This is a genomic window from Paenibacillus hemerocallicola (assembly GCF_006265175.1).
In the GTDB taxonomy this organism is placed as follows: Bacteria; Bacillota; Bacilli; order Paenibacillales; family NBRC-103111; genus Paenibacillus_AB; species Paenibacillus_AB hemerocallicola.
Window position 1 is genome coordinate 128094 of the sequence record NZ_VDCQ01000012.1, and the last position, 18628, is coordinate 146721.

Consider the following 18628-nt stretch of genomic DNA (forward strand, 5'->3'; position numbering starts at 1 on the left):
AGCATTTGGCAGAGGATGTGACGTTGTACAGGCAACGTCCTATCGCGACTGCATAACGCCTCTATATCGTTTGCGGATTACGCTGTTGTATTTTTTTCTTGTCGAGACGTTACCGGGATACCGGTTTTAAGCTAATTTTTAGTTTATTTTCAGCTTCGTTTAAGCGTTAGTTCATACACATAACACATTGGCGGCCTATACTATTTTTCGTAGGAACCATACATAGAGACAGTGAACGAGAAAGGATGGAGTGAAATGAGAGTAACGATGAGAAAAAGACTGGCCGTTCTGGTGGGAGCGGCGCTATTGACAACTTCGGGAGGGATAGCACTGCCGGCTCAATCGGTATTCGCGCAAACCGCGGCCTATCCCGCCGCAGCGAATGCGCAGACGGAGGAAGGCAATCAGACGAATGCGGGAAACGCGCGGACGGACTATATCGAGGTGCTGGTCGGCAAATACGTCTCGAATCTGCGCGATCAAGCGGCGGCTTTGGCGGATGTAGATTACGATACGTTCATACGGGACGTACAATCGGGAAAAACGCTCGCGGAAGCTGCGGGACTCAGCGAGTCCGAGCTAGCGGACAAGCTCGTTCAATCGATCGGGCAAAGTCTGGAAGCCGAAGTTCAACTCGGGGCACTGACCGCCGACGAGTCGAAGCAAGCGAAACAACGTGCGGAGGCATCGATTCTGGAAGCCGTCTCCGGATCCGGTGGAGCCGATTCTTTCCTACAGGATACCGTAATAGGACAACAAATATTGAATAGCCATATCGCCGCGGTTGTTCAAACGGCCGCATCCCTCTATGATCTTGACTCGAATCAATTGCGCAAGGAGCTTCGGGAAGGGAAAAGTCTGGCGTCCGTGACCGGACAGGTGTACGGGCCATTGGCGGTCGCGATAACGGAGCCGCTCGTCCGGGAACTCGATTCCGCCGTGCTGGCGGGAAAAATATCGGACGCAGAAGCCGACTCCTTGAAATCGGAAGGGGCCGAGGCGATCAGGACAATTGTGGACACCGAGGGCTACGACGCACCCACTACGAACTGGATGGAGCATTATGGGCAATATTTGCTCCGTAACAAGCTTGGATTCGTCATATCGCAAACCGTTGCGTTATCCGGCAAGGAGGAGGAGGAAATCTCCGCCGCGCTCGCCGCAGGCAGTACGCTTGCCGCCGCTTCGGGCTTGCCTGAATCGGAGCTGATCCGTTCGTTAAGCGATACTATCGGCGAACCGATCGACCGGGCGTGGCTGGAAGGCAAGCTGTCGGCGAATTATGCGGAACGGCTGAAAGGGCAGGCCGAAGAGCAACTGGCAGCTATCATCCATACGTCGGGCTACGGATTGAATGAACAGCAGGAGCCAGATGGAGCAGCATACGAAGACAATTGGGAAGATTGCGAGACTGATGAGAATGGGGAGACCCGTTGCACCGAGGTGACCGAGAAAGCGGCGGATATCGATCCAAGCTCCTATACGGACGACAAGCTGAACAACGCTTTATCGGAAGCGGCTGCCATTGCAAATATCGATTTGGACGTTTTGCTCGACAGACTGGCGGGCGGCGAATCGATTTCCAAGGCAACGGGCAGGAGCTATGACAATTTGATCTATGAGCTGTACAGGTCGACAAGCAAACAAATCAACCGTTATGTCTCACAAGGCTCCTTAACCGAGGAGGAAAGTGCACGGATCAAGTCGAACTATATGTCAGGGCTTGTTGAGCTGATGACGCAATCCTAAGCTTCGCTCGCAAGGCTGCTCCACAACCGGGGCGGCCTTTTAGTTTTTAGCTTGTTTTAAGGTTTTGTTCATAAATGGTTCACATTCAGAGCCTATAATCGCATCATGTGTTAAGAATGTTCCCATGGTCGCCGGGACGGTCTCGCCCATACAAAGGCGCAGGCCTACCGTTTGCTTCCAAGCATTGTAAGCGTAATCGTGCCGGCGGCGGACCGGATGGGACGGGCAAGCGATCCGATTATTTTAGCGTAGAGACGGGAAAGGGAAGATGGAGATGGCACTGAAGCGCAGAACCAAATGGCTGGTCGTTCTGGCGGTTGTACTCGTCGCGGGGGGCGGAGGTACATATGCATTCATCAGCAAGTCGGATAAGCCGACATCGGCGGCCCAAAGCGTAGCATCCACGATCAAAGTTCAAAAGGGCAATATTCGCTTGTCCGTATCGGGAACATCGCAATTCGCGACCCAAAATTTGCAAAATATAACCGCACCGGCGGACGGTACGATCAAGACGCTGAAGCTGGCCCGGAGCCAGCCGGTCAAGCAGGGCGATATTTTGGTCGAGGTGTCCAACGCCACCTTGGAGGCGAGCCTGAAGGACGCGATCACGAATTACGATAACCTGGTACAAGAGCTGAACGATCTGACCAAACAGCAGCAAAACTTGAGAATCGTCGCGCCGACGGACGGCAAGCTTTCGCTCGGCAATTTGGACGTCGGCTCGACGCTGAACAAAAATGTGAAGGTGGGAACGGTAACGGTCAACTCGACCTTGATCGCCAAGATTCCGTTCCCGCTGGAGGAAGCGGCGCAATTCAAAGCGGGAGACGCCGTCGATTTGACCATTACCGGCTACTCGTTGACCAAGACCGGCAAAGTGCAATCGGTCGGCAAGGAGCTTAAGGCCGACGCTTCCGGCAACCGGCTGGTCGACGTCGAGATCGCGATCGAGAACGACGGGACGATGGACGCGGGAATGGATGCGACCGGCTCCGTCATTCTGAACGGACGCGAGATCAAAGGGAAAGGCACCGCCAAGCTGGAGGCGATCAGGACGGTCGCGTTCCTGTCCGAAACGTCGGGAACGATATCCGAGCTGCGGAAGAAAACCGGCGACGCGGTCAAAGCGGGCGAAGTCATCGCCGTAGTCGTCAACGATACGCTCAAGGACTCGATCGCTTCCAAGCAGGCCAGCGTCGACAGGCAGAAAAATACGGTGGAGCAAGCGCAAAAGCGGGTCGACGAGTTGACCGTCCGTGCTCCCTTCGACGGCGTATTCTCTACCGATTTCGCCAACCAGAGACAAAACGTGCTGGCCCGGTTTCCGATCGGCGCAGCGGTCGATCAAGGCGCCTTGTTCGGCGGGGTAGCCAGTCTGGACGTCATGACGCTGCCGATCCAGGTAGACGAGTTGGATTTGTCCAGCATCAAGCCGGGCTTGAAGGCCGAAGTGAGCGTAGATGCGATATCGGGACGGAAGTTCGCGGGCGAAGTGCTTCAAGTGTCCACGGTCGGTACGACCACGAACGGCGTTACGTATTATGACGCAATCGTCGCGGTCGAGAATAAGGAACAAGCCTTAAAATACGGGATGACGGGAACGGCGGAAATATTAATCCAGGACAAGAAGGACGTGCTGACGCTGCCGGTCGAGGCTCTGAGAATTCAGCGGGGCAGCGCGACCGTTACGATCAAGAAGCCGGACGGTACGACTCAGGAAAATGTCCCGGTCAAAATCGGCATCCGCAGCAAAACGAGCGTGGAAATTACGGAAGGGTTGAAAGAAGGCGACGAAGTCGTCCTGCCGACACGGCGGTCTTCAGGCAACGGCTCCCAGCAGCAAATCGACGCTTTGCGGCAGCAATTCCAGCAAGGCGGCGGCTTTCCGGCAGGCGGCGGAGGCGCTGCCGGTCCCGGCGGTGGCGGCGGAACGTTCCAAATACAGCAAGGCGGAGGCGGAGGCGGCGGGGGAGGCCGATAAGGATGAACATAATCGAACTGACCGACATCCACAAAACGTACGGACACGGAGACGAGGAAGTCAAAATATTGAGAGGCGTCTCGCTCACCGTCACGACAGGAGATTTTGTCGCCATCGTCGGACCGAGCGGTTCCGGCAAATCTACGTTGATGAACACGATCGGTCTTCTCGACAGTCCGACCAAAGGAACCTACGTGTTGGACGGAGTCGCCACCGAGAAGCTGGGAGACAGTCAGCTCGCGGTCGTGCGCAATAAAAAAATCGGCTTTATTTTTCAGCAGTTCAATTTATTGCCGCGTCTTACAGCGCTAGAAAATGTAGAGCTTCCGCTCATCTATGCGGGCGTCTCCAAAAGCGAACGGAGAGAGCGGGCCAAGAAGATGCTGGAATCGCTCGGCATGGGTCCGCGCATCGATCATAAGCCGAGCCAATTGTCGGGCGGCCAGCAGCAGCGGGTCGCGATCGCGCGTGCGCTGGCGGGTTCCCCGTCATTGCTGCTCGCCGACGAGCCTACGGGCGCATTGGACTCCAAGACCGGCGCGGAAGTGCTGGAGCTGATGATCCAATTGAACGAGCAAGGCAATACGATCGTTTTGATAACGCATGACCTGCATATCGCGGACACCGCCAAACGGGTCGTATCGATCCGTGACGGCCTGATCGTCGACGATAAGCGGAACGCGAATCCGCCGAGGCAGGTGGTGCAAGTATGAATATATTCGAGCTAGTGACGATGGCGCTCCGCACCATTATGAGCAAGCCGATGCGTACGCTGCTCACGATGCTGGGGGTTATTATCGGTGTCGGCTCGGTCATCACGCTCGTATCGATCGGACAAGGAACGACCGCACAGATCGAGAAGCAGTATGAAAGTCTCGGCACGAACCTGCTCGTCGTCAATTTGCTGGGCAACGGACGCGCGACGCAATTGGACTACGATACCATTATGGAGCTTGAAATATTGCCGGAAATCGAATCGATCGCGCCGACCGTAACGAAGAGCGGCTCCAACGTGAAATACGACCGGACGTCGGAATCGTTTAACGTGCTCGGCACGAACGACCGCTACTTTTCGCTGATGAAGACGGAAATCGAAAGCGGGCGGGAGATCGTGGAGGGCGACGTCGAATTCCGCAGTCAGGTGGCCGTGCTCGGGAACACCGCGGCGGAAACGCTGTTCGGGAGAATGGACCCGGTCGGTCAGGACATCAATATCGACGGCATCGTATTTACGGTTGTCGGCAAGCTGAAGGCGAAGGGCTCCAGCCTCGGCGGTACGTCGCCCGACAGCTCCGTCATCATTCCGATCGAAACCGCGCGGCGTACTTTCAAGCTTGGCCAAATTCGGACTACCTATTTGGAAGCGCCGGAGATCGATCAGCTTACGGCGGCGCAAAATACGATCACCCAATTTTTGACCGCAAAATTCAAGAGCAGCAACGGATTCCGGATTATGAACCAAGACGAGCTGATGAACGCGCGGAAAGAAGCCTCGAGCTCGCTTACGAATCAAATGATCAGCGTAGCGCTCATATCGCTGCTGGTCGGCGGAATCGGGATTATGAACATTATGCTGGTCACGGTCAGCGAGCGGACTCGCGAGATCGGCATCCGGAAATCGATCGGAGCCCAACGGCGGCATATATTGACGCAGTTTTTGATGGAGGCTACCGTCATAAGCGGGCTGGGGGGCTTGCTCGGCCTTCTGCTCGGCATCGCGGCCTCTCTCGCCTGGCCGATGATCAATCCGAGCCAGCCTACGGAGCTATCGCTTGAGATCGGTTTGTACGCGCTATTGTTTTCCGTGTTGGTCGGCGTCATATTCGGGTTGTACCCGGCGAACAAAGCTTCCCGCTTGAAGCCTATCGACGCGCTACGATTTGACTAATAATGGAGGTACACATACCCATGATACGTAACAAACGCAGCGCCATGCATCGAAGAGCGCGAATGCTCCTGCTCACGTTCGTCGTCTTTTGCCTAGCTCTTGCCCCCTATGCGGCATTGGCGGGGAAAGAGGGAATATACGTCAGCGACAGCGTATATTTTACTCTCGAGAAAGTCCGGCTGTCCGAAGCTTCGGACGATTCGATTTTACGCTTCTCCATCGGACTTCATAACGGCAGCGCCGAGTCGGTGGATTACAATTACTTCGGCGTTCGCGTAACGGACGCGGCCGGTTACAGCTACTCGGCCCAATTGACCGGACAGCAAAGCGCCCGGGTGCTCTCCGGCAAAGAACAGGAATTCGCCTATGAAGCCCGCATTGCGAAAGGCTCCCAGGCGGATCAGTTGAGAGTGGCCTTGTTCACCTGGAATTACGGCGCTTCGGTCTCGATGAACGATATCGGCTCCTTTTCGGTAGCGGCGGCCATGCAAAGTGCAGCCGAGACGGCTCCGCTGGCAATTGTCCCGCTGTCCAAGGCGGATACGTCGCTGTCCGTTGACGACAAAGTCGAATTCCGGATCGGCAACGAATATTTCGTATACGAAAATAACGATTGGAATTTATATATCGACCTTATCGCACTGAATGCGGGTACATCCGGACTGACTTTGCCCTCCGGTTTGAAAATGAGGCTGGAGGATTCCGCCGGTCAGACGGTCGCGGTTACGGCCATCGACGGCGCGGACAAATCTCTGCTCCCCGGCAAGCCGCAGCGGATTTCCGTCCGTGCGGCTATCCCGGCCGATGATTCCGCAAACGACTGGGCGCTCCAGTTCTACTATTTGACCGGAACGACCCCGACGGTGCTGGACAGCATGGCTGCAGGGAAATCGTTCAAGCCGTCGGCTATCGGCGACGCGCGACCGATTACGGACTCCCAAGGACAAGAGACCGTTTCGGTAAAGGTCGAATCGGCTGCCATCTCCCAAAGCGCCGACGGACAATGGGTATCCGCCAAAGTTCGCATAGACAATAACGGCAGCAAGGTGACGGCGGTGCCGAAGCTGACGGCCAAGGTGCAGTCCCGAAACGGCGGAGTATCCGTCACGGCCGAAGATCCGTCCACCCATGCGGCGTACTTGTCGCAAAATGAAAGCGAAACGTTCTCCTTCAATGCGCTGATGCCCAAAGGAGTCGACGTGTCCGATATGCAGATTGCCTTATTCGAGACGAGAACCGTCACCGGCTCGAGCAATTCGAATACGTCATCGAACGGCACTGCGAATACGTCGGGAACAACCGGTTCGACTACGGGATCGGGCAACAGTAATACCGGCGGAACGAATTCCGGAACTTCGACTACGACCAAATCGATTCCGGCCTTGATCGCGAATTTGGATAACGCCCAACTGTACGTGCAAGGATCGGGCAGCGATTATGCGATCGGCAGCAAGATCGATCTGGCCTTGGACAAAAAAATCGATGTCGCCGTATCGGAGCTCAAGCTGTATGAAAATGACAACAACGGCTTCAAGACCGCGATCGCCAAGCTCAAGCTGACGAATGCCGATACTACCGTGTTGGCGACGCCCGACCTTGCATTGGAGCTGGTGGACGCCTCCGGCAGCGTATACTCCGGAACGAAGCAGGCAACCGCGGCGACGCAGCTTGCGACGAACAGCAGCTATCTGATCAGCTATTCGTTCCTCATGTCGGCCATGGACGAGAATGAACCGCTTCTGCTGCGCGTCTATAATGCGAAAGATGCCGGCAAAGTTCCGCTCGGCACGGTCAAGACGGCGTTCCAGCAGGACAATTTGACAGACGATGTTTGGAACGTATTCCCGTACAAAATCGATCTTCGCGAGAAGCTGCTGCTTCACAGCGTACTCAGCACGACGTTCTCGTACTCGCTCCGAATGGATCTGGGCGTGCAACGAACCGAGCAAATCATATCCGACGCCAATTTGTCCAAGCTGCAATTCGAGCTTGTCGACGGCACCAAGCAAGTCATCTCGACCCAAACGGTCGCTTTCCTAGGTACGACGAGACTGCTGAACGGTACGAACGAGCTGACCTTTACGAATTTGAAATTGAACCAATTCAGCTCCTTGAATTATATTAATGTTTACGAGATCGTCGATACGCCAAACGGCGTAGTGAAGCGGAAGCTGGCCGAGTTCCATTAATCGGCTTCGGGCGGAGGAGAGAGCGGCATAGGCGTCGGAGCCTTGCCGCTTTTCTTCATTTTCAACGGTTGCCTGCATGCAGCATCTCTACTAGAATATAGGAGAAGAGGGAGGAGAGAGTCAGATGATCAAACGGAAAGTGGCGATATTGGCTGCGGGACTATTGGTAGCCGTATCCGGAGTCGCCGTAGCCGCAGGGACGAATGGCGATTATAAAGGCCATCCGATCGTAAACGTTGTCGTAAACGGAAAGGCCGTACACGGAGAAGTGCCCGGCATCAATATGGAAGGTACGACGCTTGTGCCGCTCAAGGTCGTAAGCGAGGCATTGGGTGCACAGATCGGCTGGGACCAGGCGACTTCGACCGCCTCCGTCACGACGGCAACAGCGGCACCACCATCGACAGCACCTGTACAGCCGGAAGATACGGAGGAACGGAAGCTGAAGCAAAGCGTAGCGGATTTGTACGCCAAGGTCGACGCCTACATCGGGAGTTTGCCGGTTTTCCGCGAGAAAATCCGGATAGCCAAAGAATATTACGATATCAAGAAAAGCGACCAATATTTTAAAATGATGAACGAGCTGTATTGGAAACCTTTCGAGGATACGTATATGTCGGTGTTGACCGAGACGAGCAGCGCGGAGATGAACAAGGCGAAGCAAAAGGGCATACTGGGTGCCGATTTTCTGCAGGTGCTGGAGTCGGCGCATTCCTCGATGTCGTATTATAAATATGCGGTCGAGCATTTCACGCGATCCGTTTCTATGGGCCAGTCGCAGTTTTTGGAGTTTTATATTACCAGCTATGCCAGTGCGTACGACGAAGAGCTGAAGGCGAAGGAGAAGTATAAAGCCGCTTTCGAGCAATTCGAGCGTTTGAACCCGTGATGTTGTACACACGGGTTTTTCCAACGTCGCCCGTGTTGCGAAAAACACAAACGTCATGTCGTTATGAACAATACAGAAGCTGCCGCAAGCTGTAAACTGGACTTATTGACATCATCCGGAGGGAACTTACCGTGGAATGGGGACTTTCGTTTTTGATCGTCCTGGTGTCGGCCGCCGTACAGGCCGGCACGGGATTCGGCTTCGCCATACTGGCCATACCTCTGCTTTTGCTCGTGCATCAGGATCATTCCGCCGTCTCCGTAGCTCTCGGCCTTTCCTTGATCTCTTCCGTTTCGACGCTGCCGCGCGTCGTGCGCGATACCGATAGGTCTTTGCTTCGCAAGCTTCTGATCGGAAGCTTATTCGGATTGCCGCTGGGCGGAGTGGTGTTCGTTATGCTCGACATTTATTGGTTGAAGCTCGTGGCGGGCATATGCATTATATTGTTTGCGATTCCGCTTCTCATAAACATCAGACTTCCGCTCGGCAACGGGAAAGGAATCGGCTTCGCGTCGGGTTTTCTCGGCTCCAGTATCGGCATGCCCGGGCCGCCTGTCGTGCTCTACTTATTGTCCAACAAAATCGGGAAGCAGACTTTCCGGGGAACGTCGATCGCCTATTACAGCATCGTGAACGCGATAAGCTTCACGATTCAGATGATGAGCGGCCGCGTAAACGTTTCGGAGATGAGTTATGCCGTCTTGCTCATCCCGGCCATTTTCGTCGGACAGGCAATCGGTTTGGCCGTTGCACGAGGCTTGAATCAGCTCTGGTTCCGACGCGCTACGTTCATCCTGCTAATAGCGACCGGCGTACAGGCGGTCCTTTCCAGCATCTGACATCCTTCCGGATGCCTGCCTGCTTGCATTTTCCGCTTGAAGTGGTATATTGGTTGCGGATGCTTATAGCAAGTAGCGAAGCGCATTTGACGGACGAGGAGAACATCATGATTCGACAAGCAACGATCGAGGACGCGGAACAAGTGATGCCGCTCGTGCTCAGCGCGATCGGTTCGATCGCGTATTCGCTCGCGGGAACGCCGGACGATGCGGAAACGATGCGGATTTTGACCGATTTTTACCGTAAGAAGGGGAATCGCATCAGCTACGAAAATGTAGTCGTGGAGGAACGGGACGGACTAGTTGCGGGCATGGCGATCGTTTATGACGGCAGCAGGGCGGAAGAGTTGGATCAGCCGTTTCTGGACCGTATTCATGCAGAGAAGGGCATTGCCGGTTATACGATTGCGAGGGAGCCGCGGCAGGACGAATATTATTTGGATTCGATCGCCGTATATGACTCTTATCAAGGTCAAGGGATTGCGAAAGGACTTATGGCCGCCTTCGAAGCGAAAGCCATGAAGCACGGGCATTCGAAGCTTTCATTGATCGTTGAGCAGGATAATGATCGCGCATTCGCTTTGTACGGGAAAATGGGATATGCGGAGGACGGCTCCTTGCAGGTGGGAGGATCGCTTTTTCGCCGAATGGTGAAGCTGATCTGAAGAGGGGAACAAAAAATTCTACATAACATATGTTATGTAGAATTTTTTTGTTCGAAAAGGACGACTATACTTTCAGCTCCCCATGCTGAAGGCTGGATGTCTCGACCTGAATCGTCGTGTGCATAATTTTATATTTGCGTTCGATCAGATGAATGGCCTGCTGCAGGACGTCCTGACTGTCAGCATCATCTTCGATGAGCACATGGCAGCTCAAAGAGTCGAGCCCGGACGTTATCGTCCATACGTGAAGGTCGTGAACGTCGCGTACGCCGTGAATGTGCAGCAGAGATCGCTTTACGTCTTCGCAGTCGATCGTCACCGGCGTACCTTCCATCAATATATGAATGGCGTGCTTGATGACGCCCCATGCGCTTTTCAAAATAAGAAGCGCTACGACGACGCTAATAATGGGATCGGCTATATACCACGAGAATGCCAACATGAGCAGTCCGGCGATAATGGCGCCGACGGAGCCCAAGGCGTCTCCGAGCACGTGCAGATAAGCGCTTCGCACATTGATATTGTCTTTCACGTCGCCCTTGCGCATCAGTACCCATGCACTGCCCAAATTGGCCAACAAGCCGATTGCCGCGATAACCATCATCGAACCGCTGGATACGGTGGGCGGGTTAAGGAGCCGCTCGTACGCTTCCCATATGATAAACCCGGCAATAACGAACAAAGTCGCTCCGTTAAACAATGCGGCCAATATTTCAAACCGGTAGAAACCGTACGTCTTGTTCGGGGCGGCCGGCTTGACCGCGAACCACATCGCCACGAGGCTTAATGCAAGCGCCGCCGCATCGCTCAGCATATGGCCGGAATCGGATAGCAGAGCCAAGCTGTTCGTGAGCAGTCCGCCGAAAAATTCGAGAATCATAATGCTGGCCGTAATGAGCAGGGCAATCGTCAAGCCTTTCTCGTTGTTCGGTCCGTGATGGTGATGGCCGATTCCGTGCGCGTGATCGTGCCCATGACCGTGACCGTGCGAATGACCGTGATGGTGGTCGTGTGAATGATTATGGCCGTGATCATTATGGTCATGCTTGTGTTCATGGTCATGCTCGTTGTGGTCGTGGTCGTGATCGTGATCTTGATCGTGCTTGTGTTCGTGATCATGATCGCGAGGATGAGTCCCGTTTGAGAGTTTGGTTTTATACTTGTCGTTTCCCATTTGCAATTCCTCCAATAATATATGAGCAATTATTCATATGTATTATATGCCACCGTTATTATTGTTGCAAGCACGAAGTTTATATACGTAAAAGAAGGGGATTTTATAGGCTAAATCCGCGCCGGAACGCCCTATAGGAAAAACCTGTCGGAAATTTGGTATAATACATACAGCGAACAAGGTTCGATTAAGCCGGAGGTGGTGTCAAGGTGGAGAAATTATTGCATGATTCTTGCGACGATACATGTACGGGAACGGAGACGGATTTGCAAAACGTGAAGCTGACGATGATCACGGAGACGGCCGCCGCCGACATGGCCGATTTATTCAAAGCGCTCGGTGACCCGACGCGGGTGAAGCTGATTTACGCGATGCTGAACAAAGAATTGTGCGTCCATGATTTGTCCGTGCTGCTGGAAATGGGACAATCCGCCATTTCCCATCAGCTTCGTTATTTGCGCAATTTACGGATCGTGAAACGGCGCAAAGCGGGGAAAACGGTCTATTATTCGTTGGACGACGACCATATCGAACAAATATTCGTACAAACGCTGCAGCATTTGAAGCATCCCTGAAAAGATTGTTGACATACCCTTGGGGGGTATTGTATGATTGGAGATGTAAGGCGGAATAAATGGCGATGGAATACTAGGCGGCCGTCCGGACAATCAGTAGTGCCAACGGATCACATCGCGTAACGGGATTTCATCATATCGGAGAAAGATAAACGGAGACAGGGAGGTTTCAGCATGCAAAACGTAAATTTGAAAGTCGATGGAATGTCCTGCGGACATTGTGTGAATTCTATAGAAGGAGCCGTCAAGAAGCTGGGAGCATCCGCCAAGGTGGATCTGGACAGCAAATCGGTATCGCTTCAATTCGACGAGTCGAAAGTGACGCTGGAAGCGATCAAAACGGCTATCGAAGACCAAGGGTACGACGTCGTTTAAGTAGTCGGAGGAGCCATCTGCCGGTGGCTCCATCCTTTTACCGCGCAACATACCCTATGGGGGTAATGTATCATAACGAGCAAAGGTGATGACTATGAGCACGAGCACGATACATGCAGAGCGTTCGGAACAGACCACGATGCAAATAACCGGAATGACTTGCGCCGCATGCGCAAACCGTATCGAGAAAGGCTTGAACAAGCTGGACGGCGTATCGGAGGCCAGCGTCAACTTCACGATGGAGCAGGCGTCGGTTCGATTCGATCCGTCCAAGGTCGATATCGGGCGGCTGGAGCAAAAAATTGAAGACCTTGGATATGGAACCGTTAAACAGACCGTCGAGCTGCAAATCGGCGGGATGACGTGCGCGGCTTGCGCGGCCCGGATCGAGAAAGGGTTGAACAAGCTGCCGGGCGTCCAAAGGGCGACAGTCAATTTTGCGCTCGAGACCGCTCGCGTCGACTATAGTCCGACCGGCGCAACGCTCCAGGATATGATCCGCAAGGTGGAGCAGCTCGGTTACAAAGCGAAGACGAAGGAACAAGCGAACGATGCGGGCGCTCACCGGGAACGGGAAATCCGCAAGCAGAAACGGAAGCTGACGGTTTCCGCGGTATTATCGCTGCCGTTATTATGGGCGATGGTCGGACATTTCTCGTTTACTTCCTGGATATGGGTGCCTGAGCTGTTCATGAATCCATGGTTTCAGCTGGCGCTGGCTACTCCGGTGCAGTTCGCGATCGGCAAGCCGTTCTACACGGGAGCTTACAAGGCATTGCGCAACGGCAGCGCCAATATGGATGTGCTTGTCGCGCTAGGGACATCGGCCGCTTATTTCTACAGTCTGTATTTGACGATTCGTTCCATCGGGCAGCATATGCACCAAGTCGACATGTATTACGAGACGAGCTCCGTGCTGATTACGCTCATCCTGCTCGGCAAGCTGTTCGAAGCGCTGGCCAAAGGCCGTTCGTCGGAAGCGATCAAGACGCTGATTGGTCTTCAGGCCAAAACGGCGCTCGTCGTCCGGGATGGAACTGAAGTCAGCATTACGGTGGAAGAAGTAATTGCGGGCGATATTGTACTCGTGAAGCCGGGAGAGAAAATTCCCGTAGACGGCGAAGTGCTGGAAGGAGTATCTGCCGTAGACGAATCGATGCTGACCGGGGAAAGCATCCCAGTCGACAAGCATACGGGAGATTCCGTATTCGGGGCCACATTGAACAAAAACGGGGCGCTCCGCATGCGCGCAACCAAAATCGGGAAAGAAACGGCACTATCGCAAATTATAAAAGTCGTGGAAGAGGCGCAAGGCTCCAAAGCGCCGATTCAACGCATCGCCGACGTCATATCGGGCATATTCGTGCCGATCGTCGTAGGGGTCGCGGTCCTTGCTTTTCTTCTCTGGTATTTCGCTTTCGATTCAGGCGATTTTGCCGGCGCATTGGAAAAATCGATTGCGGTATTGGTCATAGCTTGTCCTTGCGCGCTGGGTCTCGCTACGCCTACTTCCATTATGGCCGGATCCGGCAGGGCTGCGGAGCTGGGCATCTTGTTCAAAGGCGGCGAGCATCTGGAGGCGGCGCACCGCGTAGATGCGGTCGTACTGGACAAAACGGGAACAGTCACGAAGGGAAAGCCTGAGCTCACGGATATCCGGATAGAGCCCGACTGGGAAGAGTCGCAATTGCTCGCCTGGATCGGTTCGGCCGAACGGAATTCCGAGCATCCGTTGGCAGAGGCGATCGTAAGCGGCATTCGCAACCGCGGGATCGACTTGCCGGGCTCCGAAGCTTTCGAAGCGATCCCGGGTTTTGGCATTAAAGCGACAGTGGATGGTAACGAGCTATTGATCGGTACCCGGAAGCTGATGGACCGCTATGACATTCCGATCGGGACGGTCGTTTCCGAAATGAACCTGCTCGAGGAGCAAGGCAAAACGGCCATGCTGGCGGCTGTAAACGGGAGACTCGCGGCTATGCTGGCCGTTGCCGATACGATTAAGGAGACGTCCAAGGAAGCCGTCTCCCGCTTGAAGGAAATGGGACTGGAAGTGATTATGATTACGGGCGATAACGAGCGAACGGCCCGGGCGATCGCATCCGAAGCCGGCATTGAGCACGTGCTTGCCGAAGTGTTGCCGGAAGGGAAGGCGGCGGAAGTGAAGAAACTGCAAGAAGCGGGACGCAAAGTCGCCATGATCGGCGACGGGATCAATGATGCTCCCGCACTCGCTACGGCGGACACCGGCATGGCCGTCGGCACCGGAACCGACGTGGCGATCGCTTCCGCCGACGTCACGCTTATGCGCGGAGATTTGAACGGAATACCGGATGCGATCCTGATGAGCAAAAAAACGATGGCGAACATTAAGCAAAATTTGTTCTGGGCGCTTGCTTACAATATAATAGGCATTCCGATCGCGGCCATCGGATTTCTCGCTCCTTGGCTCGCCGGAGCGGCAATGGCGCTCAGCTCCGTATCCGTCGTCCTGAACGCCCTGCGCTTGCAGCGCATCAAGCTATAGTAAATGGAGGAAAACAAACAAATGAAGAAACGATTTTTTTTGATCGGCCTGCTCATCCCGCTGCTGCTTGTATCCGCCTGCTCCAAATCCGCGGACCCCGTATCGAAAGGGCATGGCGAACACGGAGAACATTCGGGTGCGGGAGGCGAGCCGGCCTCCGACACGACCAAAGCCGTATGGAAGCTGTCCGCCTCGAAACCGCAGGCCGGCACGAATACGACGGTATCGGTACAAATCGAAGACAAGCAAGGGAAGCCCGTACAGAAATTCGACCTCAATCATGAGAAAATGATGCATTTGATTATCGTCAGCAAAGATTTGTCGTATTTCGACCATATTCATCCGGAGTATAAAGGAGACGGGAGATTCGAGATCGGTACGCAGTTTCCCGCAGGCGGGGACTACAAGCTGTTAGCCGATTACTTGCCGACCGGCGGCGCTGCAACGACGAAAAGCGAGTGGGTATCGGCGGAAGGAAAGGCCGCCGCTTCCGCGCCTATCGCTGCGGACGGCAAGCTCGTCAAGTCGGTGAACGGCAAAGAGGTGACGCTTACCTACGATCGTTTGACGGCGGGGACGGATATCCAATTGAACTTCCGGCTGACGGACGAGAAGACGAAGCAGCCGATTACCGATCTGCAGCCCTACCTGGGAGCGGTCGGACACGTAGTCATACTGAGCGCCGATGCCGAACAATATTTGCATGTCCATCCGACCGACGAGAAAGCGAAAGGACCTGACGCGAAATTCCAAACCCGATTTCCGAAGAGCGGATTGTACAAGATTTGGGGGCAATTCCAACAAAACGGTCAAACGTTCGTAGTACCTTTTGTCGTCAACGTACCGTAATGCGGTATAAAGTAGCAAAAAAAGGAAACAGGCCGCCAAGTGCAGCCTGTTTTTGCTGACGAGAAAAATTATTGCTGAACGGGACCTTTGCTGATCCAGAACGTAACATGGCTGCCTTTCTCCACTTGTTCGTTCGGAGTCGGCTCCTGCTTGAATACGGTCCCGGCCGGTTGACTGTTGACTTCCAAATAATACGTATAGCGCAGACCCGTTTCGAGCGCCATTTTCTCTGCCGCTTCTTTGGGCAGGCCGGTCAATGTCGGAACTCCGACGATAGGCTGACTTTCGGAAGGGGGAACGGAAACGGTTTTTTGTTTATTGGTTTCTTCCGCCGTTTTTTGCGGTGTCGTCGTTTGCGGACGATGCTCGACGATTACCGGGTCGGCCGGCTTCGATCTGTCGCGGTTCATCGTTTCGACGAGAAGTACGAAAGCGCCCGCGAATACGGCTAACCCCACAGCCGAGAAAGAAATGCCCAACCAGACCTTTTTGCCTATTTTGAACCAGCGGGCCCTGGAAGGAGGACGCGATTCCCGTTCCTCTTCCATATAGGCCGCAGGCTCCTCTTCAATCTGTGGTGGCGCGGACCATGTTTGGACCGGAGCAGCCCGCTCTTCGCGGGCGGCCACCGATGACTTAGGCTGAAGCAGCGATTGGGTAAATTGAACGAATGAAACGAGAGTGATCCTTTCCTTCCATGCATCCGTTACTGCGGCGACGACCTCTTCTTTTTTCTTCGTGGGGAGCTCCAGAGCCCGCAGCAGGTTGGTCGAGAACGTCTCGGCGTCTGCCGGAACGTAATCCGATCTCGTCATCAGTTGAACGAACAGCTGACTTAACCTTTTGGAAATTTTATTAGGCTGTTCCGGGCGGTCCCACGTATTGATCACATTAATCGTACCGTCTTCGGTAATCCATATGTTGCCCGGATCGAGCGAGAAGTTGAGATGCCTCTCCTCCGCCGCGTCCAGCAATGCCTGGCCGAGTGCAGAGATCATGACCGTCGTTTCTTTGAAGGACGGAGGATGGTTGCGGACGAATTGCCGGAAGGAGCTCCCGGGCTTATAGGAAATGACCACATGGATATAACCGGAGCCGACTTCGATGTCCAGAACATGCAAAAAGGGCGAGTCGGTCGCTCCTTGTTGAGCCGCGCTCCCCAGCCTGCCGATATATTGTTGTACCGCGCTTTCTCCTTGAAGCTGTACCTCATATATAAAAACCGATCGCTGAAGCGATAAATCCTTTCCTTCATACAACTGGCCGTCATGAATCGGGCCCAGAAGCTGCTTCAGTTCGTACCGGTTTGAAATAGGCTTCATAACAAAATCACCTCATCATTCTTTCCTATTCCATACTATTCGTCGACGCGTTTCTTTTTATGGACAAAGTGTCCTCCTATGCTGTCGGTAAACGATAATTTTGCTTAGTGTAACACTCTTGAGGACTCCAATCAATACTAGGAATTTTTATTGTAAGGAAAACCGAAACATTAAACCTTTTTGCGGGTAAATACGTCTAAAAGTTGAGTGCATTCTACATATTCGTTCAAAAATCGACTTGAACGGTATATCGGGAGCGGGGAAAATCATGAGGGCCAGACCGACCAAGCGAATGGGAAAAAAAATCGGGATCATCGCCGTCTCGATCGTCGGCGCATGTCTCGTCGGCGCGGCGATTTATGCCGGCAGTTTGGTACACAAAGCGGATACCGCTTTAAATCTGATTTCGGCTTCCGGACCGTCCCAGCCTGCCCCGACGGACAGCAAGCCCGTTACAAAGGATGAGGCCCTCAAGCCGATTTCCTTTCTTATAGCGGGCGTCGACAATCGTGAAGGGGGCGGTGGCTCGATGAATACCGACGTCATGATGCTGGTCGCGCTGAATCCGGAGCATCGTACCGCCACGATCGTTTCGCTGCCAAGGGATATGCAGCTGAAGCCGGAGAACATCTCTTCGCAGAAAGCGAACTATTACTATGCCTACTATTATAACAAAGATCGAGACAACGCGATTACGAATACGAGAACCTTTTTCAGCGAGCTGCTGCATGTTCCGATCGACTATATGGCCGTAATCAATTTCGACGGATTCCGGAAACTGGTCGACGAGCTCGGCGGCCTTCAGATCGATGTCGATATGGATATGAGATACGTCGATGAAGAAGACGGGACGAACATCAATTTGAAGAAAGGCATGCAGAAGTTGAAAGGAAAAGAGACTCTCGACTTCGTCCGATACCGGAAATCGAATGAAGGAACCGCCGAATCTTCCGATCTTGCGCGGAATGGCCGCCAGCAGCAGGTGCTCAGCCAATTGCTCGACAAGCTTACTTCCTTTAACGGCATCTCGCAGTGGGGGGACGTGCTCGACATTGCCGGACAAAGCGTAAGAACCGATGTGCCCGAATCCCGCATCCGCGAATGGATCACCCAATTTCGTAAGCTGAAGCCTGAGCATATCGAATTTGTACCGCTGGAAGGAAAATGGGAAAGTCCTTATATCGTTCCGACCGAAACGGATCTGGACGCGGCTTTGACGGCGCTTCGTACCCGGCTCGAGCTGCCGGACCAAACGATCAAGGAAAGTCAATCTTATCCGTTATCCAAAGTAGTTCGGGTAGAATCATCGGATTCGAAAACGGTTACCAAAGACACATACAATAAATCGCGATAAAGGGTTTGCTGCATGTAGGGCAGTCGAACATCGGACAGTGATGCGACAATTGCCGGGACGTGTAAGCCGATCAATAGGTTAATGTGGCGCGATCATCGCGGTAAACGAACATGGACTGTTTCCGGGAATATTTTCCGGAGATAGTCTTTTTTTTGTGTGAAAACTTTATCCGCCTACAATATGGAGGCCCCTTATTGAAGCGTGGTGCAACGTGTTGCCGCAAATAGTGGAACTATATTTCGTTATTGTCCC

Annotated in this window: 15 protein-coding genes; 13 read left to right on the forward strand and 2 right to left on the reverse strand. The window is 53.7% G+C overall.

Going from position 1 to position 18628, the window contains the following annotated elements; translation table 11 throughout:
- Positions 1-255: 255 nt before the first annotated feature.
- From FE784_RS11390 to FE784_RS11425, 8 genes are all read left to right on the forward strand, one after another.
- Positions 256-1749, forward strand: coding sequence for a hypothetical protein (locus FE784_RS11390; protein WP_139602323.1), 1494 nt, complete (start codon positions 256-258; stop codon positions 1747-1749).
- Positions 1750-2023: 274 nt separating this feature from the next.
- A complete protein-coding gene (locus FE784_RS11395) occupies positions 2024-3730 on the forward strand; it encodes an efflux RND transporter periplasmic adaptor subunit (RefSeq protein WP_139602324.1) in 1707 nt (568 codons plus the stop codon).
- Positions 3731-3732: 2 nt separating this feature from the next.
- A complete protein-coding gene (locus tag FE784_RS11400) occupies positions 3733-4443 on the forward strand; it encodes an ABC transporter ATP-binding protein (protein ID WP_139602325.1) in 711 nt (236 codons plus the stop codon).
- Positions 4440-5618, forward strand: a complete 1179-nt coding sequence (locus FE784_RS11405; protein WP_139602326.1) for an ABC transporter permease — start codon at positions 4440-4442, stop codon at positions 5616-5618. The genes FE784_RS11400 and FE784_RS11405 overlap by 4 nt, the downstream gene beginning before the upstream one ends.
- A gap of 20 nt (positions 5619-5638) precedes the next feature.
- The gene (locus tag FE784_RS11410) at positions 5639-7807 is read left to right on the forward strand and encodes a hypothetical protein (protein WP_139602327.1); all 2169 of its coding nucleotides are present in this window, start codon (positions 5639-5641) and stop codon (positions 7805-7807) included.
- A gap of 124 nt (positions 7808-7931) precedes the next feature.
- A complete protein-coding gene (locus FE784_RS11415; RefSeq protein ID WP_139602328.1) occupies positions 7932-8696 on the forward strand; it encodes a stalk domain-containing protein in 765 nt (254 codons plus the stop codon).
- A gap of 131 nt (positions 8697-8827) precedes the next feature.
- A complete protein-coding gene (locus tag FE784_RS11420; protein WP_176706120.1) occupies positions 8828-9535 on the forward strand; it encodes a sulfite exporter TauE/SafE family protein in 708 nt (235 codons plus the stop codon).
- 107 nt (positions 9536-9642) lie between these two features.
- Positions 9643-10200: a GNAT family N-acetyltransferase gene (locus FE784_RS11425; protein ID WP_139602330.1), complete on the forward strand. Its 558-nt coding sequence runs from the start codon at positions 9643-9645 to the stop codon at positions 10198-10200.
- A gap of 64 nt (positions 10201-10264) precedes the next feature.
- Here the strand turns inward: FE784_RS11425 and FE784_RS11430 are convergent, their stop codons facing one another.
- Entirely contained in the window at positions 10265-11374 is a 1110-nt protein-coding gene (locus FE784_RS11430) for a cation diffusion facilitator family transporter (protein ID WP_139602331.1), read from the reverse strand.
- Between the two features lie 209 nt (positions 11375-11583).
- On the opposite strand from FE784_RS11430, the gene FE784_RS11435 reads away from it, so the two are divergent.
- The 4 genes from FE784_RS11435 (at position 11584) to FE784_RS11450 (ending at position 15700) form a co-directional block, all read left to right on the forward strand.
- Complete coding sequence (locus tag FE784_RS11435) at positions 11584-11949, forward strand: ArsR/SmtB family transcription factor (protein ID WP_139602332.1); 366 nt, start codon at positions 11584-11586, stop codon at positions 11947-11949.
- A gap of 174 nt (positions 11950-12123) precedes the next feature.
- Entirely contained in the window at positions 12124-12324 is a 201-nt protein-coding gene (locus FE784_RS11440; protein ID WP_139602333.1) for a copper ion binding protein, read from the forward strand.
- Positions 12325-12412: 88 nt separating this feature from the next.
- Positions 12413-14851, forward strand: coding sequence for a heavy metal translocating P-type ATPase (locus FE784_RS11445; RefSeq protein WP_425465538.1), 2439 nt, complete (start codon positions 12413-12415; stop codon positions 14849-14851).
- 21 nt (positions 14852-14872) lie between these two features.
- Positions 14873-15700 (forward strand): hypothetical protein, encoded by an 828-nt coding sequence (locus tag FE784_RS11450; RefSeq protein ID WP_139602334.1) that lies wholly within the window; start codon positions 14873-14875, stop codon positions 15698-15700.
- Positions 15701-15768: 68 nt separating this feature from the next.
- Here FE784_RS11450 and FE784_RS11455 read toward each other — a convergent pair whose 3' ends face one another.
- Positions 15769-17022, reverse strand: coding sequence for a PASTA domain-containing protein (locus FE784_RS11455; protein ID WP_139602335.1), 1254 nt, complete (start codon positions 17020-17022; stop codon positions 15769-15771).
- Between the two features lie 268 nt (positions 17023-17290).
- Here FE784_RS11455 and FE784_RS11460 point away from each other — a divergent pair, with 268 nt between their 5' ends.
- A complete protein-coding gene (locus FE784_RS11460; protein WP_139602336.1) occupies positions 17291-18376 on the forward strand; it encodes an LCP family protein in 1086 nt (361 codons plus the stop codon).
- Positions 18377-18628: the final 252 nt, after the last annotated feature.